Raw genomic sequence first — 24,723 nt, 5'->3', positions numbered from 1 at the left:
GGCGGCTGATTTAGGCTGGAGCTTCCGCGCCGGGGGCGCGGGCGCCCCCCCCCCCCGTGTTTGGTTTGGGGGTGAATCTGCCCACCAACCGCCCCCGCAGTGAGATCCGTACCAGATCGATGTCCGCGATGGACAGCACCACATCACCGGTGAGCACCACACCGCCGCTGAGCAGCCGGTCGAGCAGATCGATCAGCGCGACCTGCCGGTCCGGCAACGGCTCGACCTCCGAGTGCGGTACGGGCCCCGGCCCCGGCGCGCTCATCGGGACGCGCCTTCGACCGCTTCGTCCGGAGACTCCGGGGGCGTGGCGAAGGAGTAGGGGGCCCAGGGACCGGTGACCTCGATCCGGACGCCGTCCAGACCGTCGGCGGCTCGGCTGACCTCGCCGCGGAAGTCATCCGCATGGTCCAGGGCGACGAGATACGCGTCGTTGACTATGTTCTCGCCGCTCGCCTCCGCCAGCGCCCCCTGCTGGACCCGGTGCCGGGCCCGTCCGGCGGCGTAGTCGCGGCCGACCGCCTCGACCCGCTCGGCGGCCCGCTGCGCCGCCGCGTAGACGCTGTCGCGGGCGCTGCGCTGCTCCCGGCGGCCGCGGAGGTAGGCACGTCCCGGTGAGAGCCCGGGGGACGGGGCGGGGTCCGCGGCGGCGGGCGCCGCGGAAGGGTCGGCGTAGATCTTGACCCCCCATTCGACGTGGCCTGCCAGCCGGTCGGCGCGTTCGTCGAAGGCGGACCAGCCGTCATCGAGCACCCCGCGCGCACGGGTGTCGTCGAGGTAGACCGTCGCGAGGCGCAGAGGCAGCACGGTGGTGCGGCGGGCCAGCGCCTCGATGACGTGGTGATGGGCGCGGGCCACCGCCTCCAGCCATTCCAGGTCCTCGAAGTGCCGTTTGAGGGCTTCCTCCAGGAAGTCGCGTGCGGGCACGGTGCTTGCCACGAGCACCAAGCCGTCACCCCGGGTCCCGGCGACGAGATGTACGGGGGCTTCGGCCACTCCCCGGAGCGTGTCCACAGCCGCCGCGAGGGTCCCGGTATTGCGGGCCACGGCGTACGCGTAGGTGACATCCGTGACGTTCTCGGCACTCACGGTATCCGTGGCGTCCGCCGCATCGGCGGTGCGGTCACCCTGGTCACTCATCGCGCGCACTCTTCCTGCGGTGCCCTGGCCTCGGCTCCGCCGGCTCCTCGCCCCGTCGCCCGGAAGACGCTCCGGGAAGCTCTCCGCCCTGGCGAAGGGCCTCGATCTCGGCCCGCAGCCGCCGGTTCTCCTCGGCCAGTGAGCGCTCGCCCCTGCCACGGGAGGAGAGGGATGGGTCGTGCTCCCACCAGTCGATGCCCATCTCCTTCGCCTTGTCCACCGAGGCGACGATCAAGCGCAGTTTGATGGTGAGCAGTTCGATGTCGAGCAGATTGATCTGGATGTCCCCGGCGATGACGATGCCCTTGTCGAGCACTCGCTCAAGGATGTCGGCGAGGTTGGCGGAGGAGCCCTGCCCGTAGGGCGCCGCCCTCGACGGATACGAGCCGAGCCGGTTGGCGAGCGGTTCACTCACGGTGATGGCCTCGCGTTCCGTTGCACCGGGGTACGCGGTCCCCCACGTGCCTGGTCATGGCTGTTCGCCGCGCCGGAAAGCCTGGATCTCCTCCAGTCGGTCGAGTAGTTCGTCCTCGCGCCGGTCGAAGGTCTCCTCGTCGATCTCCCCCGCCAGAAGCAGCCTTTCGAGCTCGGCGAGTTCGCGTTGCACCGGTGCCGGGTCGTAGTACTCGTTCTCCGCGGCCTCGACGACCCGGTCCATCACCCAGGCGACGCCCCGTACGGGGGCCAGCGGAAGGGTGACGAGCTGTGTGAACAGACCCATGGGATTTTCCCTTCACCTTCGAACGGAGTCAGGCGGCGTCAGACGAAGCTGTACGGCGGCAGCGGGCCGCTGAGCCGGAAGTCGAAGTCGTCGCCCAACTGGCCCGCGACGCTCAGTTCCGTGGTGAGGAAGGCCTCGTCCTGGTCGTGGTGCACGAGGAACGAGACACTGAGGAAGTCGGAGCCGGTCGGCTGGGATGACTCGTGGAGCCGGGCGAACGGTCGGAGCGCCTCGACCACACCGGTGGCCAGGGACTCCTGCCGCGCCTGCACCTCATGGGCGACCAGTTCCCCCAGCGCCACAGAGGCGTCAGGGCCCGCCTGCCCACCGCGGATCTCTTCGTTGAGCCGCCGCGCGGCGTCGTTCTCATCGAGGATCTGCCGCAGCAGAGCCCCTTCGTCCTGCGCCGCCTTCAGGTGGTATTCCACGCAGCCGTCCAGGGCCTGGATCCGGTCCAGGTACTCGTCGGCATGCTCCTCCAGCACGAGTCGCACAGCCTCGTCGTCGGCGGCCAGCAGCCCGAATCTCAGAGGCAGCACGGTGCCGTCCGCCATGAGGCTCTGCTGCACTTCCTGGTGTGCTCCGAGATCACGGCGTTTGGGGCGCAGATCCTCCGCCGCGTCACTGACCACCGCGCACAGCGCCCCAGCGGTCACCGTCCGCAGTCGTGTGCCGCCCTCGCCGACGCCACTGAGACCATCGAGCCGCAGCGGATGCTGCTTGTCGACGATCGAGTAGATGTATACGGCCATGCCTGACCACTTACCTCTCGCGGGAAGAACCCCTCACCTGCCGTGAGGAGGTCCGCCGAGCCGTCTTGCGCCGCCTCACCGGTTCCTCTTCTCTCTCCTCGTCTACCCCTTCTTCGTCCGCAGGCTCTTCCTCGTCCTCATCATCCTCGTCTTCACGGCCGGTGATGCTCTTGAGGGTGCCGGTGACCGCCTCCGCCGCGCCGCTGAGTGCGCCCTTGGACTTGCCCTTGGCTCCGCTTTCGACCGTGTCCCCCACGATGTCGGTCAGCTGCGCCGGCTGCCTGCTGCCCGACTCGAGGTCGAGCCGGTTGCATGCTTCGGCGAAGCGCAGATACGTGTCGACGCTGGCCACGACGATGCGCGCGTCGATCTTCAGTATTTCGATTCCCACCAGGGACACACGGACGAAGACGTCGATGACGAGTCCGCGATCGAGGATGAGTTCCAGGACGTCGTAGAGACTGCTCGAACCGCCGCCCCTGGAAACACTCCCACCGCTTTGCGGCACCACAGTCATGGCGCCTCCTCTCACCGGCTGGGCCGGTCAGCCTCGCCGGTCGATCTGCCCGCGGGTGTACCGCCGCGTCCTCTCGTACGCCACCAGGTCGCCCTCCTTGTCGAGCGTCACCCGGTAGCTGGCCATCACACTCGTAGTCTCGGGAATTCGCTCCAGTTCCAGCACCTCCACATCGGCCTCCCAGCCGTCGTCCGTGGGCTTGAGCGCCGAGACGGACTCGGGGCGGCGTCCGAGCAGCTCCGTCAGCTGTTCGGCCGCCGAGCGCATCGCCCAAGCCGCCGTTTCCTTGCCGGCGCGTCTCCCGGACCCTTCCGACCGCTCGCGGCCGGTGCCGCGGCTGCCGGCAGCCCGTCGTCTGGCGGGTTCTGCTGCGGCCATGATCTCTCCGGTTGTCGAAGCGGGCGCCACATCCCCATCACACACATACAATTTCATCATATCGGGACATATCCCTTGCCGATCCGGGCAGTTTCCCGGTATCCGCCCCGGACGAGCGGTGCGAGCGGTCTGTGCTCGGATCCGCCGCACCGACCGCTGCCGGCTCGCCCCCACGCCGGGCTGAGTTTCCTCAATCGCCTGGTGGGCTGGGGAAATTGCACCCGGACAGGCGCTCCCTGCCCTTTCCGAAGGGACTGTTCATGAACGACACGACCAAGATCGCCCTCGCGGCGGCCGTCGCGGGCGGATACCTGCTCGGGCGGGCCAAGAAGGGGCGGCTTGCCTTTGCCATGGCGACCTACCTCGCAGGCCGTCGCTTCGGGCTCGATCCGCAGCAGCTGGCCACGGAGGGGCTGCGACGGCTAGGGGACATCCCCCAGGTCGCAGAACTCAACGACCAGATCCGGGGAGAGCTGCTCGACGCCGGCCGCAAGGCCCTCACGGCCACCGCCGACCGCCGGCTCGGTGACCTTGCTCAGTCCCTCCACGAACGCACGCTGCGCCTCGGTGAACAGGAAGAGGAAGAAGAGGAGGAACCGCGGTACGAAGAGGAGGAAGACGAGGAGGAGGAAGCGTACGACGAGGGTCCGGCGGAAGAGCCGGAGGAAGAGGAAGAAGAGGAGGAGGAGCCAGAGGACGAAGCCGAGGAGGAGGAAGAGGCTGACGAGGAGCCGCCGCGACGTCGTCGCGAGCGCCCCGCGCCGCCCCGCAAGCGGACAGCGGCGAAGAAGGCAGCCCCGAGCAGGAGGCCCGCTCCCCGTAAGTCCCCGGCCAGGAAGGCGACTCCGGCGAAGAAGGCCCCCGCCAAGCGTCCCACGGCGAAGAAGACCACTGCGAAGAAGACGGCCGCCGGCAAGGCTCCTGCCAAGAGGAGCGCGGCCAAGAAGACGACCGCGGGCAGGTCCGCGAAGAAGAGTGCCGCCAAGAAGACCGCCCCCGCACGGAAGTCGAGTTCGAGGCAGCCGAGCGCCAAGAAGGCAGCGGCGAAGAAGTCGGCCGCGAAGAAGACCACGTCACGTCGGAGGTAGGTCATGGCCGGGAAAGTTCGTGACTCCGACCGCAGCGAGGCGTCGGGTCTGGACCAGTTGCGCGACGAACTCATCGACTACCTGGGCGCCCAGGTGGAGAATCTGGCGGAGAAGGCGGGCGACAAGCTGGCAGACGTCACCGACCAACTCCTCGACTCCGCGGAGAGCGGAGGGCCGCTTCCCGTCGGCCTGCGCGTACTCCAGGGCGACTCCCCGTTGAAGGCCTTCGTCAGCGAGAAGGCGAAGGGCCTCAAGGACAACGTCCTGGGCAAGGCGCAGGATCTGTTCGGCGGCGGAGGGCGCGGCGGCAAGCCCGGCACAACCAAGGTGACGAACATCATCGAGGTGCTGGACGTCGGAGTGCCGAGACGCACGGCCTATGACCACTGGACCCAGTACGCGGAGTTCAGCAGTTTCACCAAGGGTGTGCGGAGCGTGTCGCAGTCGGATGACACCGCCAGCGACTGGAAGGTGAAGGTGGGTCCGTCAACCCGGGGCTGGAAGGCCACCGTTCAGGAGCAGATCCCGGATGAGCGGATCGTCTGGACCTCCGAGGGCGCGAAGGGGACCACTCGCGGTTGCGTCAGCTTCCACGAGGTCACCCCGGATCTCACCCGCGTCGTGCTCGTCGTCGAGTACTACCCGTCAGGCTTCTTCGAGAAGACCGGCAATCTCTGGCGCGCCCAAGGGCGGCGCCTGCGACTGGATTTCAAGAACTTCCAGCGTTACGTCACCTTGACCGACGATGAGCCCGAAGGCTGGCGCGGCGAGATCCGCGACGGTGAGGTGGTCCGCAGCCATGAGGAGGCCGTGGAGGAGGAAGAGGCTGAGACCGAAGCATCCGACGAGGAATACGAAGGGGATGGCGACGAGGAGTACGAGGAGGCGGGCACGGACGAGGACGACGTGGCCGGCACGGACGAGGACGAGGAGTACGACGAAGACGACTACGACGAAGACGACTACGACGAGGACGGCGAGGACGGCGAGGAGTGACGCGTTACCGCACGCGGTTCACGCGGCCTGTCCTCGGAGCCGCACGGACACGCACTCGTCAGATCCCGACCGGCCGGTCGGCGTTCGTCCCGCTCAGCGCGTCGGTGTTCGTCCCGCTCGTCCCGTCGGTCCCGCTCAGTACGCCCGCCGACTCGGCGTGGAGCTCGTCCACGATCTCCATCTGCCGCCTCGCCCGGTTCTTGAGCTCGCGGATCCGCCCGTAATCGAGGTGCGGGCGCTCCTCCGCGACGGCGGCCAGGGACTGCCACAGCTCGTACTTGCCCTGGATGCCGAGCCGCAGGGTCTCCAGTTCGACGAGCGAGCTGAGCCCGGCGCGGCGCTGGAGACGGCCGTTGGGCTTGAGCCGCGCGAGCTTCTCCACGGCCCACCCCGCACACACCTTGTAGCGGCGCGGGCCGACCCCGAGTGACCGCATCAGCGCCACCAGCGACGCCCGGTCCTCGGCGATGTCGTCGGCGATGCGTTCCATGTCGGCGGCGCGCGGCGAGGAACGGTGGACCCGGGCGATCCGCCGGGACAGTCCGACCCCTGCCGTCGCACCCGCCAGATGATCGTTGAGATAGATGGTGAGAGCATCGTCATGCCGGGGAGCCGCGTTCATACTTCCTGTCTACGGCAGCGGCCCCCGGTTCGCGACTCGCGGCCCCGCCCCACCGGGATCGCACACCACCACGATCGGAGCACGCACACCATGACGCCCGAGGACATGGCCGGGGCCACCGAGGGAGAACGCTTCTGGCGGGAACGCCGGATCTGCTACCTCACCACTCCCCGCCCGGACGGCACCCCGCACCTCGTGCCCGTGGGCGTGACCTATGACCCGCGCTCCCGTATCGCTCGCGTCATCACCAGCGCGGGCAGCAAGAAGGTCCGCAATCTGCGCGCCGCGGGCCCAGGCACACCGGTCGCCGTCAGTCAGGCCGAGGGGCGGCTGTGGTGCACCCTCGAAGGCACCGCCGTCGTGAAGGACGACCGCGAGTCCGTGGCCGATGCCGAGCGGCGCTACGCCGAACGCTACAAGCCGCCCCGGCCCAATCCGGAGCGCGTGGTCATCGAGATCGCCGTCACCCGCGCCATGGGCACCGCGAAGCCAGCCGGCTGGTGAGCCGCCCGGCCGTCCCGGCGGCGCTCTCGCGCTCTGCCCCGCCCTTCCAGCGGGCGACCGCGCTGCGACCGCAGCCGCGCAGCTGCGACGTGCACACCCGAGCACGCTGACCGCCGCTGGTGATGAGCGCGTTCACCGGCGTCATGGGGTCAGCGCCCATGGACTTCGCCACCAGGACGCCCACCACCAGCGGCAGCAGCGCCGTGGCGAGAGCCGTGCCCGTCATGGTGACGTGCTGGACGCGGAGGGTGCGCGGGGCTTCGGGATTCATGACTCCCATTTCAGCCCCGCGCCCGCCGACATGGATCGGGTGAGGTACTCAGTGCGGGTGTCCCCAGGTACTCAGATGACCACCCGGGCATCCGCGTACTCGGGCGTCAGCCCAGGTCGAGGACCAGCTTGCCCACGTTGTCCCCGCGGAACAGCATCTGGAACGTCTCCGGGAAGTCGTCCACGCCGCCCTTGACCACATGCTCCTTGACCTTGATCCGGCCGTCGCCGATCCAGCCGGCGATCTCCTGCGCGGCCTCGGCGTAGCGCTTGGCGTAGTCGAAGACCACGAAGCCCTCCATGCGGGCGCGGCGCACCAGCAGGGAAAGGTAGTTCGAGGGTCCGCTGACCGGTGTGGTGTTGTTGTACTGGCTGATCGCCCCGCAGATGACCACGCGGGCGTGCATCGCGAGCCGGGTGAGCGCGGCGTCCAGGATGTCGCCGCCCACGTTGTCGAAGTAGACGTCGATACCGTCCGGGGTCAGCTCGCGCAGACGCTGCCTGATGTCGCCTTCGCGGTAGTCGATCGCGGCGTCGAAGCCCAGCTCGCCGGTGAGCAGCGCGCACTTCTCGGGGCCGCCCGCGATGCCGACCACCCGGCAGCCCTTGATCTTGGCGATCTGTCCCACGATGGAGCCCACGGCACCCGCCGCCCCGGACACCACGACCGTCTCGCCTTCCTTCAGCGCGCCGACGTCCAGCAGGCCGAAGTAGGCGGTCATGCCCGGCATTCCGAGCGCGCCGAGGTACGTGGACGCCGGGGCGAGCGAGGTGTCGATCTTCATGGCGCCCTTGCCGTCGGACACGGCGTACTCCTGCACGCCGAAGGTGCCGAGGACCTGGTCACCGGGCTGGAAGCCGGGGTGGTCGGACGCGGTGACCTCGATGACCGACCCGGCGCGCATCACCTCGCCGATGCCCACGGGCGGAAGGTACGAGGGGCGGTCGTCGAGCCAGCCGCGCATGGCCGGGTCCAGCGAGATGACCCGGGTCCGTCCGGCGAACTGGCCGGGTCCCGGCTCCGCCACAGGTGCGGTGTGGTGTTCCCAGTCCTCGGGGCGCACCGTGCCGGAGGGGCGTGCTGCCAGGCGGATCTGGCGGTTGGTCGCAGTCATCAGGCCTTGCCTCCTGTCGCATACTGACGCCTCACCATACCGACCGGTAGGTATGAACGCGAGTCCGTCATACGCCCACAGTGCCCCGTGCCTATGACATGCGCCACCCGCGTCCCACAGGGGCCGGCAAGCCCTCGTGGAACGCGGGTGGTCAGCCGCTGTCAGCCGATCTCGATGAGCAGATCGCCCGCCTCGACCTGCTGGATCTTTCCGATGGCCAGCCGCGAGACCGTGCCGGAGCACTGCGCGGTGATGGACGCCTCCATCTTCATCGCCTCGATGGTCGCCACCGTCTGGCCCGCCGAGACCGTCGCGCCCTCCTCGACCTGGAGCGTCACCACACCGGCGAACGGTGCGGGGACATGCCGGTCGTTGCCGCGTTCGGCCTTCTCCGCCGCCTTGACCTCGGTGGCGATGGACTTGTCCCGCACCGACACCGGCCGCAGCTGGCCGTTGAGCGTGGCCAGCACGGTGCGGATGCCGCGCTCGTCGGCCTCGGAGATCGCTTCAAGCTGGATGAGCAGGGTGACACCGGCGCCCAGGGTGACGGTGTGCTCGACATCCGGCTCCAGCCCGTAGAAGAAGTCCTGCGTGGGCAGTACCGACGTGTCGCCGTACGCCTCGCGATGGGCGTCGAACTCCTTGGTCGGGCCGGGGAACAGCAGCCGGTTCAGCGTCGCCCGGCGGTCCTGGTCGAGTCCCTGGCGGTTCTCATCCGAGAGGGTCGGCGCCACGGCCTGCGCGGGGCGGCCCTTGAGCGCCCGGGTACGGAACGGCTCGGGCCAGCCACCGGGCGGGTCGCCCAGTTCACCGCTCAGGAACCCGATCACCGAGTCGGGTACGTCGAACTTTCCGGGGTCGGATTCAAAGTCGGCCGCGTCGACACCGGCTCCCACCAGGTGCAGGGCGAGGTCGCCCACCACCTTCGACGAGGGGGTCACCTTGACCAGCCGGCCCAGCATCCGGTCGGCGGCGGCGTAGCAGTCCTCGATCAGCTCGAAGCGGTCGCCCAGGCCGAGCGCGATGGCCTGCTGGCGCAGGTTGGACAGCTGTCCGCCGGGGATCTCGTGGTGGTAGACCCGCCCGGTGGGTGAGGCGAGCCCGGACTCGAAGGGGGCGTAGACCTTGCGCATCGCCTCCCAGTACGGCTCCAGCGCGCCGACCGCGTCGAGCGAGAGGCCGGTGGCGCGCTCGGTGTGGTCCGTGGCCGCGACCAGCGCCGACAGGGACGGCTGGCTGGTGGTGCCCGCCATCGAGGCGACTGCGGCGTCGACGGCGTCGACGCCCGCGTCGATCGCGGCGATCAGGGTGGCGAGCTGGCCACCCGCCGTGTCGTGGGTATGCAGATGCACCGGGAGGTCGAAGCGCTCGCGCAGTGCGGTGACCAGGGTGCGGGCGGCGGGCGGGCGCAGCAGTCCGGCCATGTCCTTGATGGCCAGTACGTGGGCCCCGGCCTCGACGATCTCCTCGGCCAGGCGCAGGTAGTAGTCGAGGGTGTAGAGCTGCTCGGCGGGATCCGACAGGTCACCGGTGTAGCAGAGGGCGACCTCGGCCAGCGCGGTGCCGGTGGACCGTACGGCGTCGATGGCGGGACGCATCTGCGAGACGTCGTTGAGTGCGTCGAAGATACGGAAGATGTCCATACCGGTCGCCGCCGCCTCGGCGACGAAGGCGTCGGTCACCTCGACGGGATACGGCGTGTAGCCGACGGTGTTGCGCCCGCGGAGCAGCATCTGGGTACAGATGTTGGGTGCCGCTTCCCGCAGTGCCGCGAGCCGCTCCCAGGGGTCTTCGGCGAGGAAGCGCAGCGCGACGTCGTAGGTGGCGCCGCCCCAGCACTCCAGGCTGAGCAGCTCCGGTGCGGTGCGGGCGACATAGGGGGCGACGGCGAGCAGATCGCGGGTCCGCACCCGGGTGGCCAGCAGGGACTGGTGGGCGTCACGGAAGGTCGTGTCGGTCACCGCGACAGCGCGCTGTGCGCGCAGTTCCGCCGCGAACGCCTCGGGGCCGAGAGCCGCGAGACGCTGCCGGGAGCCCGCGGGGGGCTCAGCGCCCAGAGAGACTGCGGGAAGCTTGAGAACGGGGTCGATCACCTGGGGACGCGGACCGTGCGGGCGGTTGACCGTGGTCTCGGCGAGGTAGCTGAGCATCCGGCTGCCGCGGTCGGCCGACGGGCGCGCCGTAAGCAGTTCCGGATGGTCGGCGATGAAACTCGTCGTGACCCGGCCCTCGCGGAAGCCCGGGTGGTCGAGCACCGCGCCGAGGAACGGCAGGTTGGTGGCGACCCCGCGGATACGGAACTCGGCGATCGCCCGCCGTGCGCGGCGGGCGGCGTTGGTGAAGTCATGGCCGTGGCAGGTCAGTTTGACCAGCATCGAGTCGAAGTGGGCGGACACCTCCGCACCGGTGTGGACGGTGCCGCCGTCGAGCCGTACGCCGGGGCCGCCCGGCGAGCGGTACGCGGAGATCGTGCCGGTGTCGGGACGGAAGCCGTTGGCGGGGTCCTCTGTGGTGATCCGGCACTGGAGGGCCGTGCCGTTGAGCACGATGTCGTCTTGGCTCAGCCGCAGCTCGGGCAGTGTCATCCCGGCGGCGATCCGCAGCTGCCCGATGACCAGGTCCCGTCCTGTGACCTGCTCGGTGACCGTGTGCTCCACCTGGATACGGGGGTTCATCTCGATGAAGACATGGTTGCCGCGCTCGTCCACGAGGAACTCGACGGTGCCCGCGTTGACATAGCCGATGTGCCTGGCGAACGCGACGGCGTCGGCGCAGATGCGGTCACGCAGTTCGGGATCGAGGTTCGGCGCCGGGGCGATCTCCACGACCTTCTGGTGGCGCCGCTGCACCGAGCAGTCCCGCTCGTACAGGTGGACGACATTTCCCTGGCCGTCTGCGAGGATCTGCACCTCGATATGGCGGGGGTTGACGACAGCCTGCTCAAGGAAGACGGTGGCGTCGCCGAAGGCCGACTCCGCCTCGCGCATCGCCGCGTCGATCGACTCCCGCAGCTCCCCGGGCTCGGTGACATGCCGCATTCCCCGCCCGCCGCCGCCCGCGACGGCCTTGACGAAGACCGGGAAGCCGATGGACTGCGCGGCGTCGAGCAGCTGGTCCACGTCCGTGGACGGCTCCGACGACTTCAGCACCGGGACCCCCGCCTCACGCGCGGCGGCCACCGCGCGGGCCTTGTTGCCCGTCAGGTGAAGTACGGAGGCCGGGGGTCCGACGAAGGTGATCCCGGCGTCGGCGCAGGCAGCGGCGAGGTCCGGGTTCTCGGACAGGAAGCCGTAGCCGGGGTAGATGGCGTCGGCACCGGCCTTGCGCGCGGCTTTGACGACTTCGTCGACCGACAGATAGGCCCGCACGGGGTGGCCCTTCTCGCCGATCTGGTAGGCCTCGTCCGCCTTGGCACGGTGAAGCGAGTTGCGGTCCTCGTAAGGGAACACGGCCACCGTGGAGATGCCGAGCTCGAACGCCGCGCGGAAGGCGCGGATCGCGATCTCGCCCCGGTTGGCGACCAATACCTTGCGGAACATCGAAGTCCCCTGTCGTGTTGCGGGCGCGCGGCCTCAAGGTGAAGGTGACGATGCCGACCCGACTGCCGGGGCCGGCATTCGCTGTTCCCGTGGACGCTACCGATTCACCGGCGCTCGCGTCGATCTCCCGCCGGAGGGAGCTACGTCACGCAGAGTACGTCCTGGTCGTACCGAATTGCGCCGGTTGACGCCCCTCCGCGTGGCGCTCCGGAGCGGCGCGGGCATCACGCTACGAGGCGATGTGCCAGTAGCCGGGCTTCCGGGCGAGCTGCGCCTTCTTCGACTTCGACCGTCCTTCGAGATTGCGGTGCTCGGCCTCCTCGTGGAGCTGGCCGCAGGTCGGACCCTTGGGCCCCGGAGTGGGAGCGCAGCCCGCCCCGGCGTCCGGAGGGGACTTCCTCCATCGGGGGCGACGGACCCCGCCCCGGTAGGCTGCGGTGCCTACCCCGAGCGGGTCGCCGCAACCGTCACCGGCAGCGACGCGGCCGCGGTTTCCAGGGTGTCGTCCGTTTCACGCACCAGGTAGTGCGGACGGCGTTTGGACTCGTGGTAGATCCGGCCGACGTACTCCCCGACGACGCCGAGGGTGGCGAGCTGGATTCCGCTGAGCGCGACGATCACGGCGATCAGGGTGGCGTAGCCGGGTGTGTCGACCCCGTTCAGTGCGGCGCTCCCAGCGATCCACAGCGCGTAGCCGAGAGCGGACAGGAACAGCGAGAGACCGGCGTGGATCGCCAGCCTCAACGGGCGGCTGTTGAAGGACATCAGGCCGTCGATGCCGTACTCCAGCAGGCGCCGGCCGCCCCATTTGGAACGCCCGCCTGCCCTGGGGGCGTTTCGGTAGGTGAAGCTGACCGTGTCGAAACCGATCCAGCAGAACAGCCCCTTCGAGAAGCGGTTGCTCTCCGGAAGGAGCAGCAGTGCGTCGACCGCGCGGCGGGACAGCAGCCGGAAATCCCCCGCGCCGTCCACCAGCGCCATGTCCATGAAGTGGTGCACCAGCCGGTAGTAGGTCCGGCTGACAGCGGTGCGCAGGGCACCTTCACCCGTGCGGTCGCGCTGGGCGATCACCTGGTCGTAGCCGTGCCGGTGGAGTTCGAGCATGCGCGGCAGCAGTCCCGGCGGGTGCTGGAGATCGGCGTCCATCAGGACCACCGTGGCTCCCAGCGACATACGCAGCCCCGCGAGCATCGCGGCTTCCTTGCCGAAGTTGCGGCTGAACGACGTGTAGCGCACCCATGGTTCGGACGCGGCGAACGCGCGCACCTGCTCCAGGGTGCCGTCACGGCTGCCGTCGTCGACGTAGCAGATCTCGTAGCGCTCGCCCGTCTGCTCAAGCGCGGCGGTCAGGGCGCGGTGGAAGTTGCCGATGACCTCACTCTCGTTGAAGCACGGCACGACGATGGAGATGCGGATATCCGACACGGCTTCAGTGAACCTCTGATGGCACCGGGAAAGGGCGGGCGCGTCGCCGCGTGGCGGCAGCTTCACACCAGTGGGCTACCAAGGACCGTTCAGGAGCGGCGCAGCAGCACGAAGCCCCCGGTGCTGGCCGCCGTGGAATAGCCACGGGCCCGCGCCGCGTCCAGGGCTGCGCGTTCCTGGAGATACGAAAGCGGCCACCGGCGGTTGTCCGGCAGAGCCGTGTCCACCAGAATCCACTGCGGGTTGGGGCGGCTGTCGGGCCAGCCGAAGAGGCTCACACTCGTACGGCCTGCGAGCTGCGGCACCAGGAAGGTCGATGCCTGCACGGTGTCGCCGTCGGGGATCAGGCGCATGACCTCACGGGCCGTACCGATGCGCGGGTCACTGTGCCAGGTGGCCGGCTGGACCAGTTTCCAGAACGAGAACTGGGGCAGGAGAAGCAGGGTGATCGCCGCGGTGCCCGCCAGATAGCGGCGGAGGGTCGCGGTCCCGGGCCGGCGCCGCACGAGTGCGTCGATGAAGGCCGCGAAGACAATCGTCATCACCACCAGGGAGTAGTGGTAGTCGACTCCCCAGTTCGCCGAGTAGTGGGAGACGAATCGCCATCCGAAAGTCGGCACCGCGACCAGGATCAGTGGTGATCTGACCGCCAGGAACAGCGTGGGCGCCAGCGAGAGCAGCAGGGCCGACGGCTTTGTCATCGGAGTGATGACGCCGATGGTGCCGCGGTACAGCAACGAGGCCCAGTCGCCGTCGCCGGCTGCGACGCTGTCCAGTCCGGACCAGTGGCCGTAGTCGCCGCTGGGGCTGAACGCCGGCAGGATCACCAGCACCGTCAGCAGGCTCGCCCCCAGGCCGATCCCCGCAGTGATCAGGCCGAGCCGGCGCGCGCCGCGTCGGGCGATGAGCAGACCGATGACGCAGACCGCGAGCCCCAGATCCTCCTTGACCAGCAGCAGCGGCATGGCCCACCAAGCCGCCGCACGCAGCCGCTCCTGGCCGAGCGCGGCCAGCGAGAAGGCCAGGAACGGCACGGCGAAAGCGACCTCGTGGAAGTCGAAACCCACCGCGCTCGCGATGCCCCAGGACAGGCCGTAGGCGGCTCCGACGACCAGGGCCGCGGTCAGGCCGAGTGTCCGGCGGACCCAGAGGGCCAGTGGGACGACACTCACTGCCACCAGCGCGGCCTGGGCCACCAACAGGGTCTTGACGGACGGCCACAGCCAGTAGAAGGGGGCGAGAGTGGCCAGGATCGGTGAGAAGTGGTCACCGAGCACGGGGAAGTCCGGGCCTTTGACCTCCGAGACGGGGAGTCTGCCGTGCGCGTAGGAGTGGACGACCTGCTCGAAGATCGCCAGGTCGAAGCTGTTCGACAGCATCCGCTCATGGGTGCGCAGCGAAAGCAGCATGTACAGGAAGAACAGCACACCCACCAGACTCCAGATCTGCCACCCGACGCCGCGCTCCCCGGCAGGTGCGGCATCCGCCGGGGTCTGCCGCTTCGGAAGGACCACCGCAAGCCGCGGCCGGAGGGTGCCGAGGGACAACGCGTTCATGACCGTGCCTGTTCTCTGGTTGACCTGGTGGACGTCCGACCGGCGGACTCTTCGGACTGATCGCCCGCGGTCGGCGAACCGACCGCGGGCGCACACGGAACGCCTCAGCCGCCCACGGGCTGAGGCCGGCGGGCGGCGGGAGCCTGCGGCTGATCGTCCGGCTGCTCGTCCGGCTGCTGAGCGGGGGCGAGCTCGTTCTCGGGCTCTGCCGCCGACTCTGCCGCAGGCTCTCCCGCGGAGTACTTCTCGACGGCGAACGCGCGGTTCTTCACGACCTGTTCGCGAATGTGCCCGGGGAGGTCCGGCATCGACAGCAGCACGTCGCACGCGGCGAGGGACTCGTCATAGGCCCCGACCCAGTAGGCGTTGATCGAGTACTCGAAGATGAGTCCCCACTGGTACACCCAGGGCTGGGTGAACAGGATGTCCTCCGCGGGCAGGGGGCGGCCGACCACACCGCACAGCAGCGCGAACGCGGTGTGGTAACGCCCCTTCTTGCGCAGCCGCGAGGCGAGTTCGTAACAGGCTTCCAGGCGCTGAGGGCGGGTCTCCCAGGCCTTGGTGAAGGCTTCCGCGGCGTCCGGCCAGTGTGCGGCCGCGGCCTCCAGGATGCCGACCTGGAGCAGGGAGAAGTACACCTCCTCGGCCCAACCGCCCATGGCGGCGCGCCGCTCGTAGAGCTCGATCGCTTCGGCGTTGCGCCCCAGGTCCCGCATGGTCTGCGCCAGATAGAAGACGGTACGCGGGTTGTCGGGGTCGCGCTGGAGCTCCAGGCTGAGCAGCCGTGCGTCGCGCTCGAACTTGTCGTGCTTGGATCCGCCGTCTCCGTGGTCGCGGATCACCAGGGCATCCGTGTTCTCCTGGCGTACCTCTCGGTCGCAGGTGATGAACTCGTGAGTGACGCCTTCGTACCTCCACGGCAGATCACCTCGGACCAGCCGCCTGATGCGGTACGAGGTGTCGCAGTCATGGCGCAGCATGTACGCGTCGGCGGTCAGCGAGGGGAACTCGCCGTCGCCGCACACTTCCAGATCCGCGTCCAGTAGCAGCAGGTAGTCGGCCTTGCCGAGGGCGTGCCGGATGTTCAGGGTGCGGTTGTGCCCGAAATTCACCCAGGGCTCATCGTGGAGCTCACCCGGAATCCCGTCGAGCACCGAGCGGATCAGTTCCTGGGTTCCGTCGGTGGAGCCGGTGTCGGAAATGACCCAGTAGTCGATGAGCCCCTTTGCCGCGTTCAGGCAGCGCTCGATGACTTTCGACTCGTTCTTGACGATCATGCAGAGACAGATGGACGGCTTCATGAGCTCCCTTACCGAACGGTCACCGATTCGATCACTACGGGTTGCTTTGGAATTCCGTCAGAGCTGCCGTTCCGGGTTCCGTTCGCTCCGATCAACTTGAGGACCTCCAGGCCCTTCACCACTCTGCCGAACGGGGTCCACGCGGGCGGCATCCGCACCTCCGGGTCGGCATAGCTCAAGAAGAACTGGCTTCCATTCCGCCCGGGAATCACCTTGGACATTGCCACGGTGCCGGCGTCATAGGTCGCTCCCGCCAGGTTCTCGTCCTTGAAGTAGTACCCGGGGTCGGCAACTCCCTTGCCCGCGGGGTCTCCGCATTCGAGAACGAAAATATGCCGAGTGGATACACGGTGGCAGGCGCTGTCGTTGTAGTACCCCTGACGAGCCAGATGGACGAATGAGTTCGTGGCGCAGGGTGCGTCGCTACTGAACGACTCGAAGACGACATCGCCCATGCTCGTGTCCAGTGTCACGGTGTACGGGCGGGTGGGAGCCTTGCCGCCGGTGAGTGGCAGTGCCACCCGCTTGGCGGGATTGCTGAGCGTGTACCCGCACGACGACAGCGCCTTCACCACAGACGTGGTTGTCATGCGTTCGGTGGTGAGGCCGACGGCGGCCCACGTCAGTGAGGCGCACCCCAGGGTGACGGCGAGCGCGGTCGCCGACCCACGCAGCATCACACCTCGCGCACCGCGCCTGCGGATACGGCTTTCCCGGGGGGGTGCGTCGGTTTTCGGTTCCGGCTGCGGTTCACTCTCGGACATCTACGCCTCGGTCGGATGGATGACGGCTGACCATGGACCCAAACACGCGGTGCCCACATGAACCGCCGGCAATAGGGCCGAGTCACCCAATCCGACCCGTGTGGGTGATCGCATGTCTGCCACTTGGCGATGCCGTCAACCGTTCGGCAGACCGTTCAGGGTGGCGGTCTGCCTGGTGATGGCGGGAGCGGACACGCCCTCGCGGACGGCGGTACCGGGCCGCCGTCCGCGAGGTGCTCTTTCAGGAAGTGGTCTGCTGGGTCAGGTCGTAGAGGGTCGTTTCGCCCACCGTGACCTTCTTGAAGTTCTCCTGGACCCAGGTGTTGATCTGGCTGCCGACGCTGTTTCCGTCGCCGCCGCCCGGGCCTTGTGCGTTGCCGGGGATGAAGTAGTGGATCGCTCCCTCGTCCACCAGCGACTTGAAGCTGTCCAGGGTCGGGGACGGGTCGTTTCCGTTGAATCCGCCGATTGCCATCACCGGCTTCTCGGTGGCGATCTGGTAGGCGCCGGTGGAGTGTGAGGCGACTCCGGCGGCGACCCAGGTGTACTTGCTCGCGTCCTTCAGCAGCAGTTCCTCGACCTCGCCGCTGATGGTCGCGTTACCGCCACCGGGGCCGCCCGTGCCGCCGCCCGGTCTGCCCTGACCCATCCCGCCACCAGGCATGCCCTGGCCCTGGTTCTGGCCCGGGCCCATGCCTTGGCCTTGGCCCATGCCACCGGGAGGCTGCTGCCCCATACCTCCGTAACCGGGCATTACACCACCGGGCATCCCCTGGCCCTGGCCCATTCCCTGGTTCTGGCCCTGGCCCACGCCGTTCGGGGGCTGCATACCGGCCGGGGGCCCGCCCACACCGCCGCCGCGCCCGCCGCCGAACGCGCTGGTGGACGCGGGGCCGGCCGTGGGCGTTCCGCCCGTGTGCTCCGTGTTGAGCGTGGTCAGCGTGAAGGCGAACGGACCCGCCAGCGACGCGGCGAGAGCCAGTCCCGCGACACCGAGGACCGCACGCCGTCCCAGCCGGGCGGCGAACAGGAGCCCCGCGGCCGCGGCGAGACCGGCGGCGAGCACCAGCCACTTGAGCGGACCGTATTCACTGGTGCGGCCGAGCAGGACGTACCCCCACACCGCCGTTACGGCGACCGTGGCGCCGAGGGCCGGAGCGGCCCACCGGGTGCCGCGCTCCCGCCACAGGAGCGCCACGCCCATACCGATCAGGACGGCGAGATAGGGAGCGAGCGCGACGGTGTAGTACTCGTGGAAGACACCCGAGGCGTAGCTGAAGATCGCGGCGCTTGTCAGCAGCGCGCCGCCCCAGACCAGGAAGGCGCCACGGGTCGCGTCGGCCCGGCCGGCCTTGCGGGTCAGGATGAGACCGGCGGCCAGCAGGATCAGCGCGGCGGGCAGCAGCCAGGAGATCTGGCCGCCGAGGCCGTCGTTGAACAGCCGGCCGACCCCGGTTTCGCCCGTGTTGCCGAAACCGCCACCGCCACCGGGGCCGCCACCGCTGTTGCCGCTGACGCGGCTGGTGCCGTTGTAGCCGAAGGTCAGCTCCAGGAACGAGTTGTCGGTGGAGCCGCCGATGTAGGGGCGGGACGACTCGGGCCACAGCTCGACCAGGGCGACCCACCAGCCGCCCGCGACGAGCATCGCGAGCCCGGCCGTCAGCAGTTGCCAAAGCCTCTTGAGCGGCTTGACCGGCGCGCACACGGCGTAGACCAGCGCGAGCGGCGGCAGCACGAGGACTGCCTGGAGTTGCTTGGTCAGGAAGGCGAAGCCGATCGCCACACCCGACCACACGAGCCATTTCGTACGCCCGTCCTCCAGTGCCCGCTGCACGAAGTACACGCTGAGCGCGAGGAGTAGCGCGAGCAGCGCGTCGGGGTTGTTGTAGCGGAACATCAGCGCGGCGACCGGGGTCAGCGCGAGGACCGAACCGGCGAGCAGGCCCGCCCCGGGGCCGAACTGGCGCCGGACCGACGCGTGCACCAGGGCCACGGTCAGTACCCCCATGATGACCTGGGGGACGAGGATCGACCAGGAGTTCAGTCCGAAGGCCCACACCGACAGGTCCATCGGCCACAGCGAGACCGGGGGCTTGTCGACCGTGATGGAGTTCGCGCCGTCCAACGAGCCGAACAAGAACGCTTTCCAGCCGGTGCTGCCGGCCTGGGCAGCGGCGGTGTAGTAGGTGTTCGCCCACCCGGAGACGCCGAGGTTCCACAGGTACAGCAGTCCGGTGGCCAGCAGCAGCCCGATCAGCGCCGGGCGTGCCCAGCGGGGGTCGCCGGGCCTGCCCTGCCGGAGCCGGGCCAGGCGGGAGCCGTCGCGGACGTGCCGGGACGGGGTCGCAGACGGGCCGTCGTATCCCGGGTTCGGCGGTGGGCCTGCCGCACCGGTGTCGAAACGGTCGGTGTGGGTGGTGGTCATCGCGGGTTCCTTGCTGTGTGGCCGTCGGGGCGCGGTCGTACGGTGGCGTGCCGGTTCGTGTCCGCGGCGTCGTCGGCGCGGCTGTGCTGCGGGTCGCCGTACGGCGATGCGGCCTCTGCGTAGTAGTGCGGCAGGGGGCGGTAGATGATCGGGGTGGTCTCGTCCAGGAGGTGGTGCGTTTCCCGCTCGTGGGAGACCGGCTCGGACGCCGGTTCGGTACGGGCGTGCGCTCCGCGCCCGCTCTGGGCGAAGACCCAGGTGCGCAGCAGCAGGAACCGCACGATGGTCGCGGCGAGGTTGGCGACGATGAGCACGGTGAGCTCGGCGGCGTGCGAGGCCCTGCCGCCCGCGGCGTCGAGCGCCGCGAGCGAACCGCTGGTCAGCAGCAGGCCGATGGCGAAGACCAGCATGCCCTGGGCCTGGTGGCGCAGCGCACGGTCCCGTCCGCGTACTCCGAAGGTGAGCCGGCGATTGGCCGCCGTGTTGGCGACGGCCGACACCAGGAGTGCGAACGCGTTGGCCGCCTGGGCTCCCATACCGAGCCGGAAGAGGGTGTACAGCAGCAGGTAGAAGGCGGTGGACAGGGCGCCGACCACGCAGAAGCCGAGCAACTGGCGCGCGAGGCCCTTCGGGACGCCGGGCAGCTCCGCGTCCCGGGGGTCGTCGCCGAACGGGCGGCGCAGCCGGTGCAGCGGGAGCTTGCCGGTGGCGAGGGCCTTGCCGACCCGCCATACGCCCTTGAGGTCCTCGGTCGCGGTCTTGACGATGTTCACCGTCGAGTCCGGGTCGTCGACCCAGTCGACGGGCACCTCGTGGATCCGCAGCCCGGCGCGCTCGGCGAGCACCAGCATCTCGGTGTCGAAGAACCAGTTGGTGTCCTGGATCAGGGGCAGCAGCACCTGCGCCACCTCTCGCCGGATCGCCTTGAATCCGCACTGTGCGTCGGAGAAGCGGGCGGAGAGCGAACGGCGCAGGATCTGGTTGTAGGCCCGGGAGATGAACTCCCGCTTCGGACCGCGCACGACACGGGAGCCGCCGGCCAGCCGGGTGCCGATCGCCAGATCGGAGTGGCCGGAGATCAGCGGTGCCACCAGCGGGAACAGCGCGTTCAGGTCGGTCGAGAGATCGACGTCCATGTAGGCGAGGACCGGCGCGTCGGAGGCACCCCAGACAGTGCGCAGGGCGCGTCCGCGGCCCTTCAGCTCCAGACGGAACAGGCTCACCTCGGCGATCTCCCGGGACAACCGGGCGGCGATCTCCGGAGTGCGGTCCGTGGAGGCGTTGTCCGCGACGGTGATCCGGAAGTCGTAGGGGAAGGTGCGCACCAGGTGCTCGCGCAGTCGGCGCACGCAACCTTCGATGTCCTTCTCCTCGTTGTAGACCGGTATCACCACGTCGAGAACGGGTGGTCCGGGTGTCGCTACGGGGATGTGCTCCCGCGCCGGGAGAGTTCCCATCCAGGAGTCCGTGTGCATGGTTCCGACCCTCCAGTAGTGCCCTGTCACATCGATGTGGTGAAGCTGTGCGGCGTCTGTGGATCCCGTTCGCGCCCGGCGCTGGGGGCTTGGGGCCCGAGGCTTGGGGCGTGGGACCCGGGGCAGCCGGGCCGGGGGTGTCAGCCGCCCGGTGCCTCGTGGCCCGCTCGTACGAAGTCCGTCAGCCAGCTCCGGAAGTCCGGCCCCAGGTCGGGGCGCTCGCAGGCGAGCTCGACGATGGTGCGGAGGTATGAGGCGCGGTCACCGGTGTCGAAACGGCGGCCGGAGAAGACGACTCCGTGCACGGGGTGGTCGTCCGAGTGCGCCAGTTCCCTGAGGGCGTCTGTGAGCTGGATCTCACCGCCGTGGCCCGGTTGGGCCTTCTCCAGGAGGCCGAAGACGGCCGGATCGAGGACGTAGCGGCCGATCACCGCGTAGTTGCTGGGAGCGGTCCCGTGGGCCGGCTTCTCCACGAGGTCGACCACGCGTACCAGCGGATCGTGCGCGTCGTACGCGGAGCCCGCCCCGCCGGCCGGCTCGACCTTCGCGCATCCGTAGAGGTGGGTCCGGTCGGGCGCCACCTCCATCAGGGCGACGACACTGCCGCCGTAGCGCGCCCGCACCCGCAGCATCCGCTCCAGCAGTCCTTCCCCTGGGCCGATGAGGTCGTCTCCCAGGAGCACGGCGAAGGGCTCGTCGCCGACGTGGCTGCGCGCGCACAGGACCGCGTGGCCGAGGCCGAGTGGTTCGCCCTGGCGGACGTGGTGCATATGGGCCAGCCGGGTCACCCGGCGCACGGCGTCCAGGCGGGCGGTGTCCCCCTTGGTGGCGAGAGCGTGTTCCAGCTCGGTGTTGTTGTCGAAGTGGTCCTCCACCGCGCGCTTGTTGCGTCCGGTGATCATGAGGACGTCCTCAAGCCCGGCGGCCGCCGCCTCCTCGACGACATACTGGATCGCCGGTTTGTCGACGACCGGCAGCATCTCCTTGGGGGTCGCCTTGGTCGCCGGCAGGAACCGCGTGCCGAGTCCGGCGACGGGGATCACGGCCTTGGTCACGGTGGCGGTGAGGGTGGCGGTGGTTGCGTTCATGGCCGTCACACTCGCCCGCCAGGTTAGGCACGACCTGTGGGACACCTGGGACGGGACCATGTGTTCGCACCGGAGTCGGCCGGCACCGCACCTCACCGGCGTTGCCCCCCACCCATGATGACCGGCCCCCGCGGCCCACCGGATGCCGACCGGGAAGGGGCACGTCGGGTGACACGAGGTCATATGCCGCATGGGCACGACGAGGCACCGCCCGGATGGACCTTCCATCCGGGCGCGGTGGCCGTTACGTGCGCCATCCGGCCACCTGACCGGGTCGTCCGGACCACGGCGGCGTGAGCACCGGGGGTGTACGGCAGCGTGGACGAGGCACACCCGGCGTCGCAGTGCCGGGTCCGCCACCCGGATCAGGCATCGTTCCGGGCACGTCTTCGGCCGTCGCCGACGAGGGCGGGGCCGGGCAGATCCGGGCGGTGAAGTGAAGAGCCATGCGCCGATTCACAGCCTTCCCACAGTCGGCTCACAGTGGGCTCCTTGGCCGGTATTCACCGTGTGGGCGCATCCGCGTCAGCCCTACATTCGCGTCACTCCACTCGGGCTGCGTACGGAGTGCATGGCAGGCGGGTGCGGTCCAGCTCGGAATGTCATGAACACTTCAATCCTGCGCAGTCCGACTCTCCCCGGAGCGCGTCCCCGTTCGGCCGATCACCCCTCACATCCGCGCCCAAGGATTGGAAGACGTCATGGATGACTCCCAAGGCTCCACACCGGCGGCCGAGCCCGCCCTGCCCGCCGTCCCGCCCGGCGGTGTCGCCGATGGCGCGGGGGGAGCACCCGGCATGAGGCCCACCCGCCGCGGCGTGCTGCGGGGCGGTGCACTCGCCGCCGCGGTGGCGGCACTCGAAGTGCTCAAGAACTCCTCGGTGGTGCCGACCCGCATGACGTCTGCGGCCGCCGCGGCCGCCGCCCTCCCCGACATCCAGTTCGACATAGCGAACTACGTGGGGCCCGTCACCACGGTCGACGGCATCGAGGTCCAGATGGGCCCGGTCCACACGGTCTTCGCGACGGCACGGCTGCTGCGCCCTCCCACGCGCGGCGACCAGGTCAGGCTGAGCTCCGCACTTTCCACCATCGAGCGCGCATACGCCTTCTCCCCGTCGGGCGTGTTCACCTTCGTGGCCTACGGGCTGCCCTACTTCGGGAAGCTGCCCGGGGGCCTCCACGGCCCACTGGTCTCGGCGCACATGCCGCGCCTGAGATCCTCGACCAGACGCTACGTCCTGGAGGAGGCCGTGGCCGGTCCCACGGACGTCTCCCCGGCCAACCCCCGGATCACCAAACGGCGGTTCAACGTGCCGGTGGCCATCGAGGGCAACGACCTCCTGTTCACGTTGCGCAGCGACAACGCCGCCAACATCCAGGACGTCCTGGGGTGGCTCGGCGGCAGCAACAGACTGGCCGGCCGCTCACAGGTCTCGCCGCTACTGTCCGACCTGCTGACCTTCACCTCCAGCCGGGCGATGTTCACCCAGATCGGCCTGCCGAGGAAGGTCGCGGACGCCAACAACCTGGTCTACGCGTTCATGGTCAACCCAAGGTCGCCGATGTGGATGGGCTTCGCCGACCAGCAGACCTCCGGTACCAGCGCCGCCGGCGCCGTCACCTTCCAGTCGAGCTCGCTGACCACGGCCCGACCAGGCGACTACTTCGGCAACGGCTCGATCCAGCACCTCTCACACGTCATCATGGACCTCCAGCAGTTCTACGACGTCGACGACACCGGCGTCCCCCAGGACGATGCCATGTACACCGAACGCGTCCAGTACATGTTCCGCTCCACGCCTCCGCCCGCGGAGGGCAACGCGGACCAGTACACCGACGGCGGCGGACCGGCCTTCCTGGAGAACACCTTCCAGGGCACGGACGACGCGCTCCGCAGCGCCCAGGGCATCGGTACGCCGGAAGGCGAGCACCGAATCGGGCACCTCTCGGGCCTCCAGCGTTCCTCCCGTACCGCCTCCGGACTACCCCTGCACGTACGCATGGACGGACCGGGCTACGACAGCATGGACGTCCCGGACGGCTCGGCGCAGCCCAAGCTCCAGTTCACCATCTTCGTGCCGACGGCCGAGTTCTTCCGTGCCATGCGCCGCAATCAGGCGTCGCTCGACCTGGCCGAACAGAACGACGTGGCAGAGGACGAGAACGGTCTCGAGCGCTTCCTGACCGCCACCCGGCGCCAGAACTTCCTCACCCCGCCGCGGCTCCACCGCTCCTTCCCGCTGGTCGAGTTCATCTGACCGGGTTCTTCCCCGCGTACCCGGCACTCCGCGACGCATGCGGAGAGCCGGGTGTGCCGCGGGGACAGGACGCCCGCAATCGCTCCCTCCCGCTGGTCCGTTCAGGGGCTTACGCGACGCCGCGACCCGTTACCTTCGGACAACTCGCCAAAGTGCTGATAACAACCCATACGTAACTGAACGGGCAGATACGCGAAGGGGCGGTCTGTCCAAACAGCACTGTGGAGGTAGCGATGTTCCGTCTCGTCAAATGCGCGGTCGTGGCACTGGCCGTCGGTGCGGCCACCATCGGCGGCACCTCGGTCGCCCTGGCCGACGCCGGAGCCCAGGGTGTGGCCGCTGGCTCCCCCGGGATCCTGTCCGGCAACGTCATCCAGGTGCCCGTCAACGTGCCCATCGCCGCCTGCGGCAACTCGCTCGGCGTGATCAGCATGCTCAACGGCACCTCGGGCAACGCCTGTGTCAACGGAAGCGTGTCCGACGGCAACAACTCGTCGACCGGCGCCATGATCGTGGACGGGGACTCCGACTCCGACTCCGACTCCTCCGGGATCCTTTACGGAGACATGGCCGACGGCGACGCGTCGACCGGCGCCATGGCCGTGGGCGCGGCGTCCGACTCCCCCGGGATCCTGTCCGGCAACGTCATCCAGGTGCCCGTCAGCGTCCCCGTGGCCGTCTGCGGCAACAGCCTCAACGTGATCGGCATGCTGAACCCGGCGGCCGGAAACGCCTGCGTCAACTCCTGACGACACGTGCGGCGGTCCGCCATGGCGACACGCCATG

General features: G+C 69.3%; 23 protein-coding genes. 5 read left to right on the top strand and 18 right to left on the bottom strand.

Features of this window, described 5'->3' with window-relative positions; translation table 11 throughout:
• Positions 1-10: 10 nt before the first annotated feature.
• Genes ACFWI9_RS24385 through ACFWI9_RS24355 form a run of 7 tightly spaced genes read right to left on the bottom strand, consistent with a single transcriptional unit; the run spans position 11 to position 3,508 of the window.
• On the bottom strand, positions 11-265 hold the full coding sequence (locus ACFWI9_RS24385; protein WP_387165153.1) for a gas vesicle protein: 255 nt from the start codon (positions 263-265) through the stop codon (positions 11-13).
• Positions 262-1,140, bottom strand: coding sequence for a GvpL/GvpF family gas vesicle protein (locus ACFWI9_RS24380; RefSeq protein ID WP_387165152.1), 879 nt, complete (start codon positions 1,138-1,140; stop codon positions 262-264). Before ACFWI9_RS24380 ends, ACFWI9_RS24385 begins: the two co-directional genes overlap by 4 nt.
• Positions 1,133-1,555: a gas vesicle protein gene (locus tag ACFWI9_RS24375; protein ID WP_387165150.1), complete on the bottom strand. Its 423-nt coding sequence runs from the start codon at positions 1,553-1,555 to the stop codon at positions 1,133-1,135. The genes ACFWI9_RS24380 and ACFWI9_RS24375 overlap by 8 nt, the downstream gene beginning before the upstream one ends.
• A 54-nt stretch (positions 1,556-1,609) precedes the next feature.
• Positions 1,610-1,861, bottom strand: coding sequence for a gas vesicle protein GvpG (locus tag ACFWI9_RS24370; protein WP_387165148.1), 252 nt, complete (start codon positions 1,859-1,861; stop codon positions 1,610-1,612).
• 38 nt (positions 1,862-1,899) lie between these two features.
• Positions 1,900-2,613 (bottom strand): GvpL/GvpF family gas vesicle protein, encoded by a 714-nt coding sequence (locus tag ACFWI9_RS24365; RefSeq protein ID WP_387165146.1) that lies wholly within the window; start codon positions 2,611-2,613, stop codon positions 1,900-1,902.
• A gap of 10 nt (positions 2,614-2,623) precedes the next feature.
• On the bottom strand, positions 2,624-3,130 hold the full coding sequence (gvpJ, locus tag ACFWI9_RS24360) for a gas vesicle protein GvpJ (protein WP_387165145.1): 507 nt from the start codon (positions 3,128-3,130) through the stop codon (positions 2,624-2,626).
• A 27-nt stretch (positions 3,131-3,157) separates the two neighbouring features.
• Positions 3,158-3,508: a gas vesicle protein gene (locus ACFWI9_RS24355; RefSeq protein ID WP_387165144.1), complete on the bottom strand. Its 351-nt coding sequence runs from the start codon at positions 3,506-3,508 to the stop codon at positions 3,158-3,160.
• Positions 3,509-3,768: 260 nt separating this feature from the next.
• Here ACFWI9_RS24355 and ACFWI9_RS24350 point away from each other — a divergent pair, with 260 nt between their 5' ends.
• Both ACFWI9_RS24350 and ACFWI9_RS24345 read left to right on the top strand, forming a co-directional pair.
• Entirely contained in the window at positions 3,769-4,596 is an 828-nt protein-coding gene (locus ACFWI9_RS24350) for a histone protein (protein ID WP_387165142.1), read from the top strand.
• Between the two features lie 3 nt (positions 4,597-4,599).
• A complete protein-coding gene (locus tag ACFWI9_RS24345) occupies positions 4,600-5,592 on the top strand; it encodes an SRPBCC family protein (protein WP_387165141.1) in 993 nt (330 codons plus the stop codon).
• Between the two features lie 58 nt (positions 5,593-5,650).
• Here the strand turns inward: ACFWI9_RS24345 and ACFWI9_RS24340 are convergent, their stop codons facing one another.
• Complete coding sequence (locus tag ACFWI9_RS24340) at positions 5,651-6,214, bottom strand: hypothetical protein (RefSeq protein WP_387165140.1); 564 nt, start codon at positions 6,212-6,214, stop codon at positions 5,651-5,653.
• A 90-nt stretch (positions 6,215-6,304) separates the two neighbouring features.
• Here ACFWI9_RS24340 and ACFWI9_RS24335 point away from each other — a divergent pair, with 90 nt between their 5' ends.
• Positions 6,305-6,718 carry a pyridoxamine 5'-phosphate oxidase family protein gene (locus ACFWI9_RS24335; RefSeq protein WP_387165138.1) on the top strand — a complete coding sequence of 138 codons (414 nt, stop codon included), beginning with the start codon at positions 6,305-6,307 and terminating at the stop codon, positions 6,716-6,718.
• Here the strand turns inward: ACFWI9_RS24335 and ACFWI9_RS24330 are convergent.
• The 10 genes from ACFWI9_RS24330 to ACFWI9_RS24285 all read right to left on the bottom strand — a co-directional run bounded on the left by ACFWI9_RS24330 (position 6,678) and on the right by ACFWI9_RS24285 (position 21,676).
• Entirely contained in the window at positions 6,678-6,989 is a 312-nt protein-coding gene (locus ACFWI9_RS24330; protein WP_387165136.1) for a hypothetical protein, read from the bottom strand. The genes ACFWI9_RS24335 and ACFWI9_RS24330 overlap by 41 nt on opposite strands.
• A gap of 106 nt (positions 6,990-7,095) precedes the next feature.
• Positions 7,096-8,103: an NADP-dependent oxidoreductase gene (locus tag ACFWI9_RS24325; protein WP_387165134.1), complete on the bottom strand. Its 1,008-nt coding sequence runs from the start codon at positions 8,101-8,103 to the stop codon at positions 7,096-7,098.
• 161 nt (positions 8,104-8,264) lie between these two features.
• A complete protein-coding gene (locus ACFWI9_RS24320) occupies positions 8,265-11,642 on the bottom strand; it encodes a pyruvate carboxylase (protein ID WP_387165132.1) in 3,378 nt (1,125 codons plus the stop codon).
• A gap of 441 nt (positions 11,643-12,083) precedes the next feature.
• On the bottom strand, positions 12,084-13,067 hold the full coding sequence (locus ACFWI9_RS24315) for a glycosyltransferase family 2 protein (protein WP_387165131.1): 984 nt from the start codon (positions 13,065-13,067) through the stop codon (positions 12,084-12,086).
• Positions 13,068-13,156: 89 nt separating this feature from the next.
• Positions 13,157-14,623 (bottom strand): DUF2079 domain-containing protein, encoded by a 1,467-nt coding sequence (locus ACFWI9_RS24310; protein WP_387165129.1) that lies wholly within the window; start codon positions 14,621-14,623, stop codon positions 13,157-13,159.
• Positions 14,624-14,727: 104 nt separating this feature from the next.
• Positions 14,728-15,924 (bottom strand): glycosyltransferase, encoded by a 1,197-nt coding sequence (locus ACFWI9_RS24305; protein ID WP_387165128.1) that lies wholly within the window; start codon positions 15,922-15,924, stop codon positions 14,728-14,730.
• Positions 15,925-15,932: 8 nt separating this feature from the next.
• Positions 15,933-16,601, bottom strand: a complete 669-nt coding sequence (locus tag ACFWI9_RS24300; RefSeq protein WP_387165126.1) for a peptidylprolyl isomerase — start codon at positions 16,599-16,601, stop codon at positions 15,933-15,935.
• Positions 16,602-16,929: 328 nt separating this feature from the next.
• Entirely contained in the window at positions 16,930-19,113 is a 2,184-nt protein-coding gene (locus ACFWI9_RS24295; protein ID WP_387165124.1) for an ArnT family glycosyltransferase, read from the bottom strand.
• Positions 19,110-20,588 carry a glycosyltransferase gene (locus ACFWI9_RS24290; protein ID WP_387165123.1) on the bottom strand — a complete coding sequence of 493 codons (1,479 nt, stop codon included), beginning with the start codon at positions 20,586-20,588 and terminating at the stop codon, positions 19,110-19,112. Before ACFWI9_RS24290 ends, ACFWI9_RS24295 begins: the two co-directional genes overlap by 4 nt.
• 140 nt (positions 20,589-20,728) lie before the next feature.
• Positions 20,729-21,676 carry a UTP--glucose-1-phosphate uridylyltransferase gene (locus tag ACFWI9_RS24285; protein ID WP_387165122.1) on the bottom strand — a complete coding sequence of 316 codons (948 nt, stop codon included), beginning with the start codon at positions 21,674-21,676 and terminating at the stop codon, positions 20,729-20,731.
• A 701-nt stretch (positions 21,677-22,377) separates the two neighbouring features.
• On the opposite strand from ACFWI9_RS24285, the gene ACFWI9_RS24280 reads away from it, so the two are divergent.
• Both ACFWI9_RS24280 and ACFWI9_RS24275 read left to right on the top strand, forming a co-directional pair.
• A complete protein-coding gene (locus tag ACFWI9_RS24280) occupies positions 22,378-23,937 on the top strand; it encodes a hypothetical protein (RefSeq protein WP_387165120.1) in 1,560 nt (519 codons plus the stop codon).
• A 233-nt stretch (positions 23,938-24,170) separates the two neighbouring features.
• Positions 24,171-24,686 carry a chaplin gene (locus ACFWI9_RS24275; protein ID WP_387165119.1) on the top strand — a complete coding sequence of 172 codons (516 nt, stop codon included), beginning with the start codon at positions 24,171-24,173 and terminating at the stop codon, positions 24,684-24,686.
• Positions 24,687-24,723: the final 37 nt, after the last annotated feature.

The sequence above is a fragment of the Streptomyces sp. NPDC127084 genome (assembly GCF_042724175.1).
Classification (GTDB): Bacteria; Actinomycetota; Actinomycetes; order Streptomycetales; family Streptomycetaceae; genus Streptomyces.
The sequence above is the reverse complement of the archived record's forward strand: the minus strand, read 5'-3'. Positions and strand labels throughout refer to the sequence as shown.

What these genes read in the sequence shown, in the direction of transcription:
- ACFWI9_RS24385 (WP_387165153.1), bottom strand. Translation starts at nt 265, where the DNA reads ATGAGCGCGCCGGGGCCGGGGCCCGTACCGCACTCGGAGGTCGAGCCG.
- ACFWI9_RS24380 (WP_387165152.1), bottom strand. Translation starts at nt 1,140, where the DNA reads ATGAGTGACCAGGGTGACCGCACCGCCGATGCGGCGGACGCCACGGAT.
- ACFWI9_RS24370 (WP_387165148.1), bottom strand. Translation starts at nt 1,861, where the DNA reads ATGGGTCTGTTCACACAGCTCGTCACCCTTCCGCTGGCCCCCGTACGG.
- ACFWI9_RS24365 (WP_387165146.1), bottom strand. Translation starts at nt 2,613, where the DNA reads ATGGCCGTATACATCTACTCGATCGTCGACAAGCAGCATCCGCTGCGG.
- gvpJ (WP_387165145.1), bottom strand. Translation starts at nt 3,130, where the DNA reads ATGACTGTGGTGCCGCAAAGCGGTGGGAGTGTTTCCAGGGGCGGCGGT.
- ACFWI9_RS24355 (WP_387165144.1), bottom strand. Translation starts at nt 3,508, where the DNA reads ATGGCCGCAGCAGAACCCGCCAGACGACGGGCTGCCGGCAGCCGCGGC.
- ACFWI9_RS24350 (WP_387165142.1), top strand. Translation starts at nt 3,769, where the DNA reads ATGAACGACACGACCAAGATCGCCCTCGCGGCGGCCGTCGCGGGCGGA.
- ACFWI9_RS24345 (WP_387165141.1), top strand. Translation starts at nt 4,600, where the DNA reads ATGGCCGGGAAAGTTCGTGACTCCGACCGCAGCGAGGCGTCGGGTCTG.
- ACFWI9_RS24340 (WP_387165140.1), bottom strand. Translation starts at nt 6,214, where the DNA reads ATGAACGCGGCTCCCCGGCATGACGATGCTCTCACCATCTATCTCAAC.
- ACFWI9_RS24335 (WP_387165138.1), top strand. Translation starts at nt 6,305, where the DNA reads ATGACGCCCGAGGACATGGCCGGGGCCACCGAGGGAGAACGCTTCTGG.
- ACFWI9_RS24330 (WP_387165136.1), bottom strand. Translation starts at nt 6,989, where the DNA reads ATGAATCCCGAAGCCCCGCGCACCCTCCGCGTCCAGCACGTCACCATG.
- ACFWI9_RS24325 (WP_387165134.1), bottom strand. Translation starts at nt 8,103, where the DNA reads ATGACTGCGACCAACCGCCAGATCCGCCTGGCAGCACGCCCCTCCGGC.
- ACFWI9_RS24320 (WP_387165132.1), bottom strand. Translation starts at nt 11,642, where the DNA reads ATGTTCCGCAAGGTATTGGTCGCCAACCGGGGCGAGATCGCGATCCGC.
- ACFWI9_RS24310 (WP_387165129.1), bottom strand. Translation starts at nt 14,623, where the DNA reads ATGAACGCGTTGTCCCTCGGCACCCTCCGGCCGCGGCTTGCGGTGGTC.
- ACFWI9_RS24305 (WP_387165128.1), bottom strand. Translation starts at nt 15,924, where the DNA reads ATGAAGCCGTCCATCTGTCTCTGCATGATCGTCAAGAACGAGTCGAAA.
- ACFWI9_RS24300 (WP_387165126.1), bottom strand. Translation starts at nt 16,601, where the DNA reads ATGCTGCGTGGGTCGGCGACCGCGCTCGCCGTCACCCTGGGGTGCGCC.
- ACFWI9_RS24295 (WP_387165124.1), bottom strand. Translation starts at nt 19,113, where the DNA reads ATGACCACCACCCACACCGACCGTTTCGACACCGGTGCGGCAGGCCCA.
- ACFWI9_RS24290 (WP_387165123.1), bottom strand. Translation starts at nt 20,588, where the DNA reads ATGCACACGGACTCCTGGATGGGAACTCTCCCGGCGCGGGAGCACATC.
- ACFWI9_RS24285 (WP_387165122.1), bottom strand. Translation starts at nt 21,676, where the DNA reads ATGAACGCAACCACCGCCACCCTCACCGCCACCGTGACCAAGGCCGTG.
- ACFWI9_RS24280 (WP_387165120.1), top strand. Translation starts at nt 22,378, where the DNA reads ATGGATGACTCCCAAGGCTCCACACCGGCGGCCGAGCCCGCCCTGCCC.
- ACFWI9_RS24275 (WP_387165119.1), top strand. Translation starts at nt 24,171, where the DNA reads ATGTTCCGTCTCGTCAAATGCGCGGTCGTGGCACTGGCCGTCGGTGCG.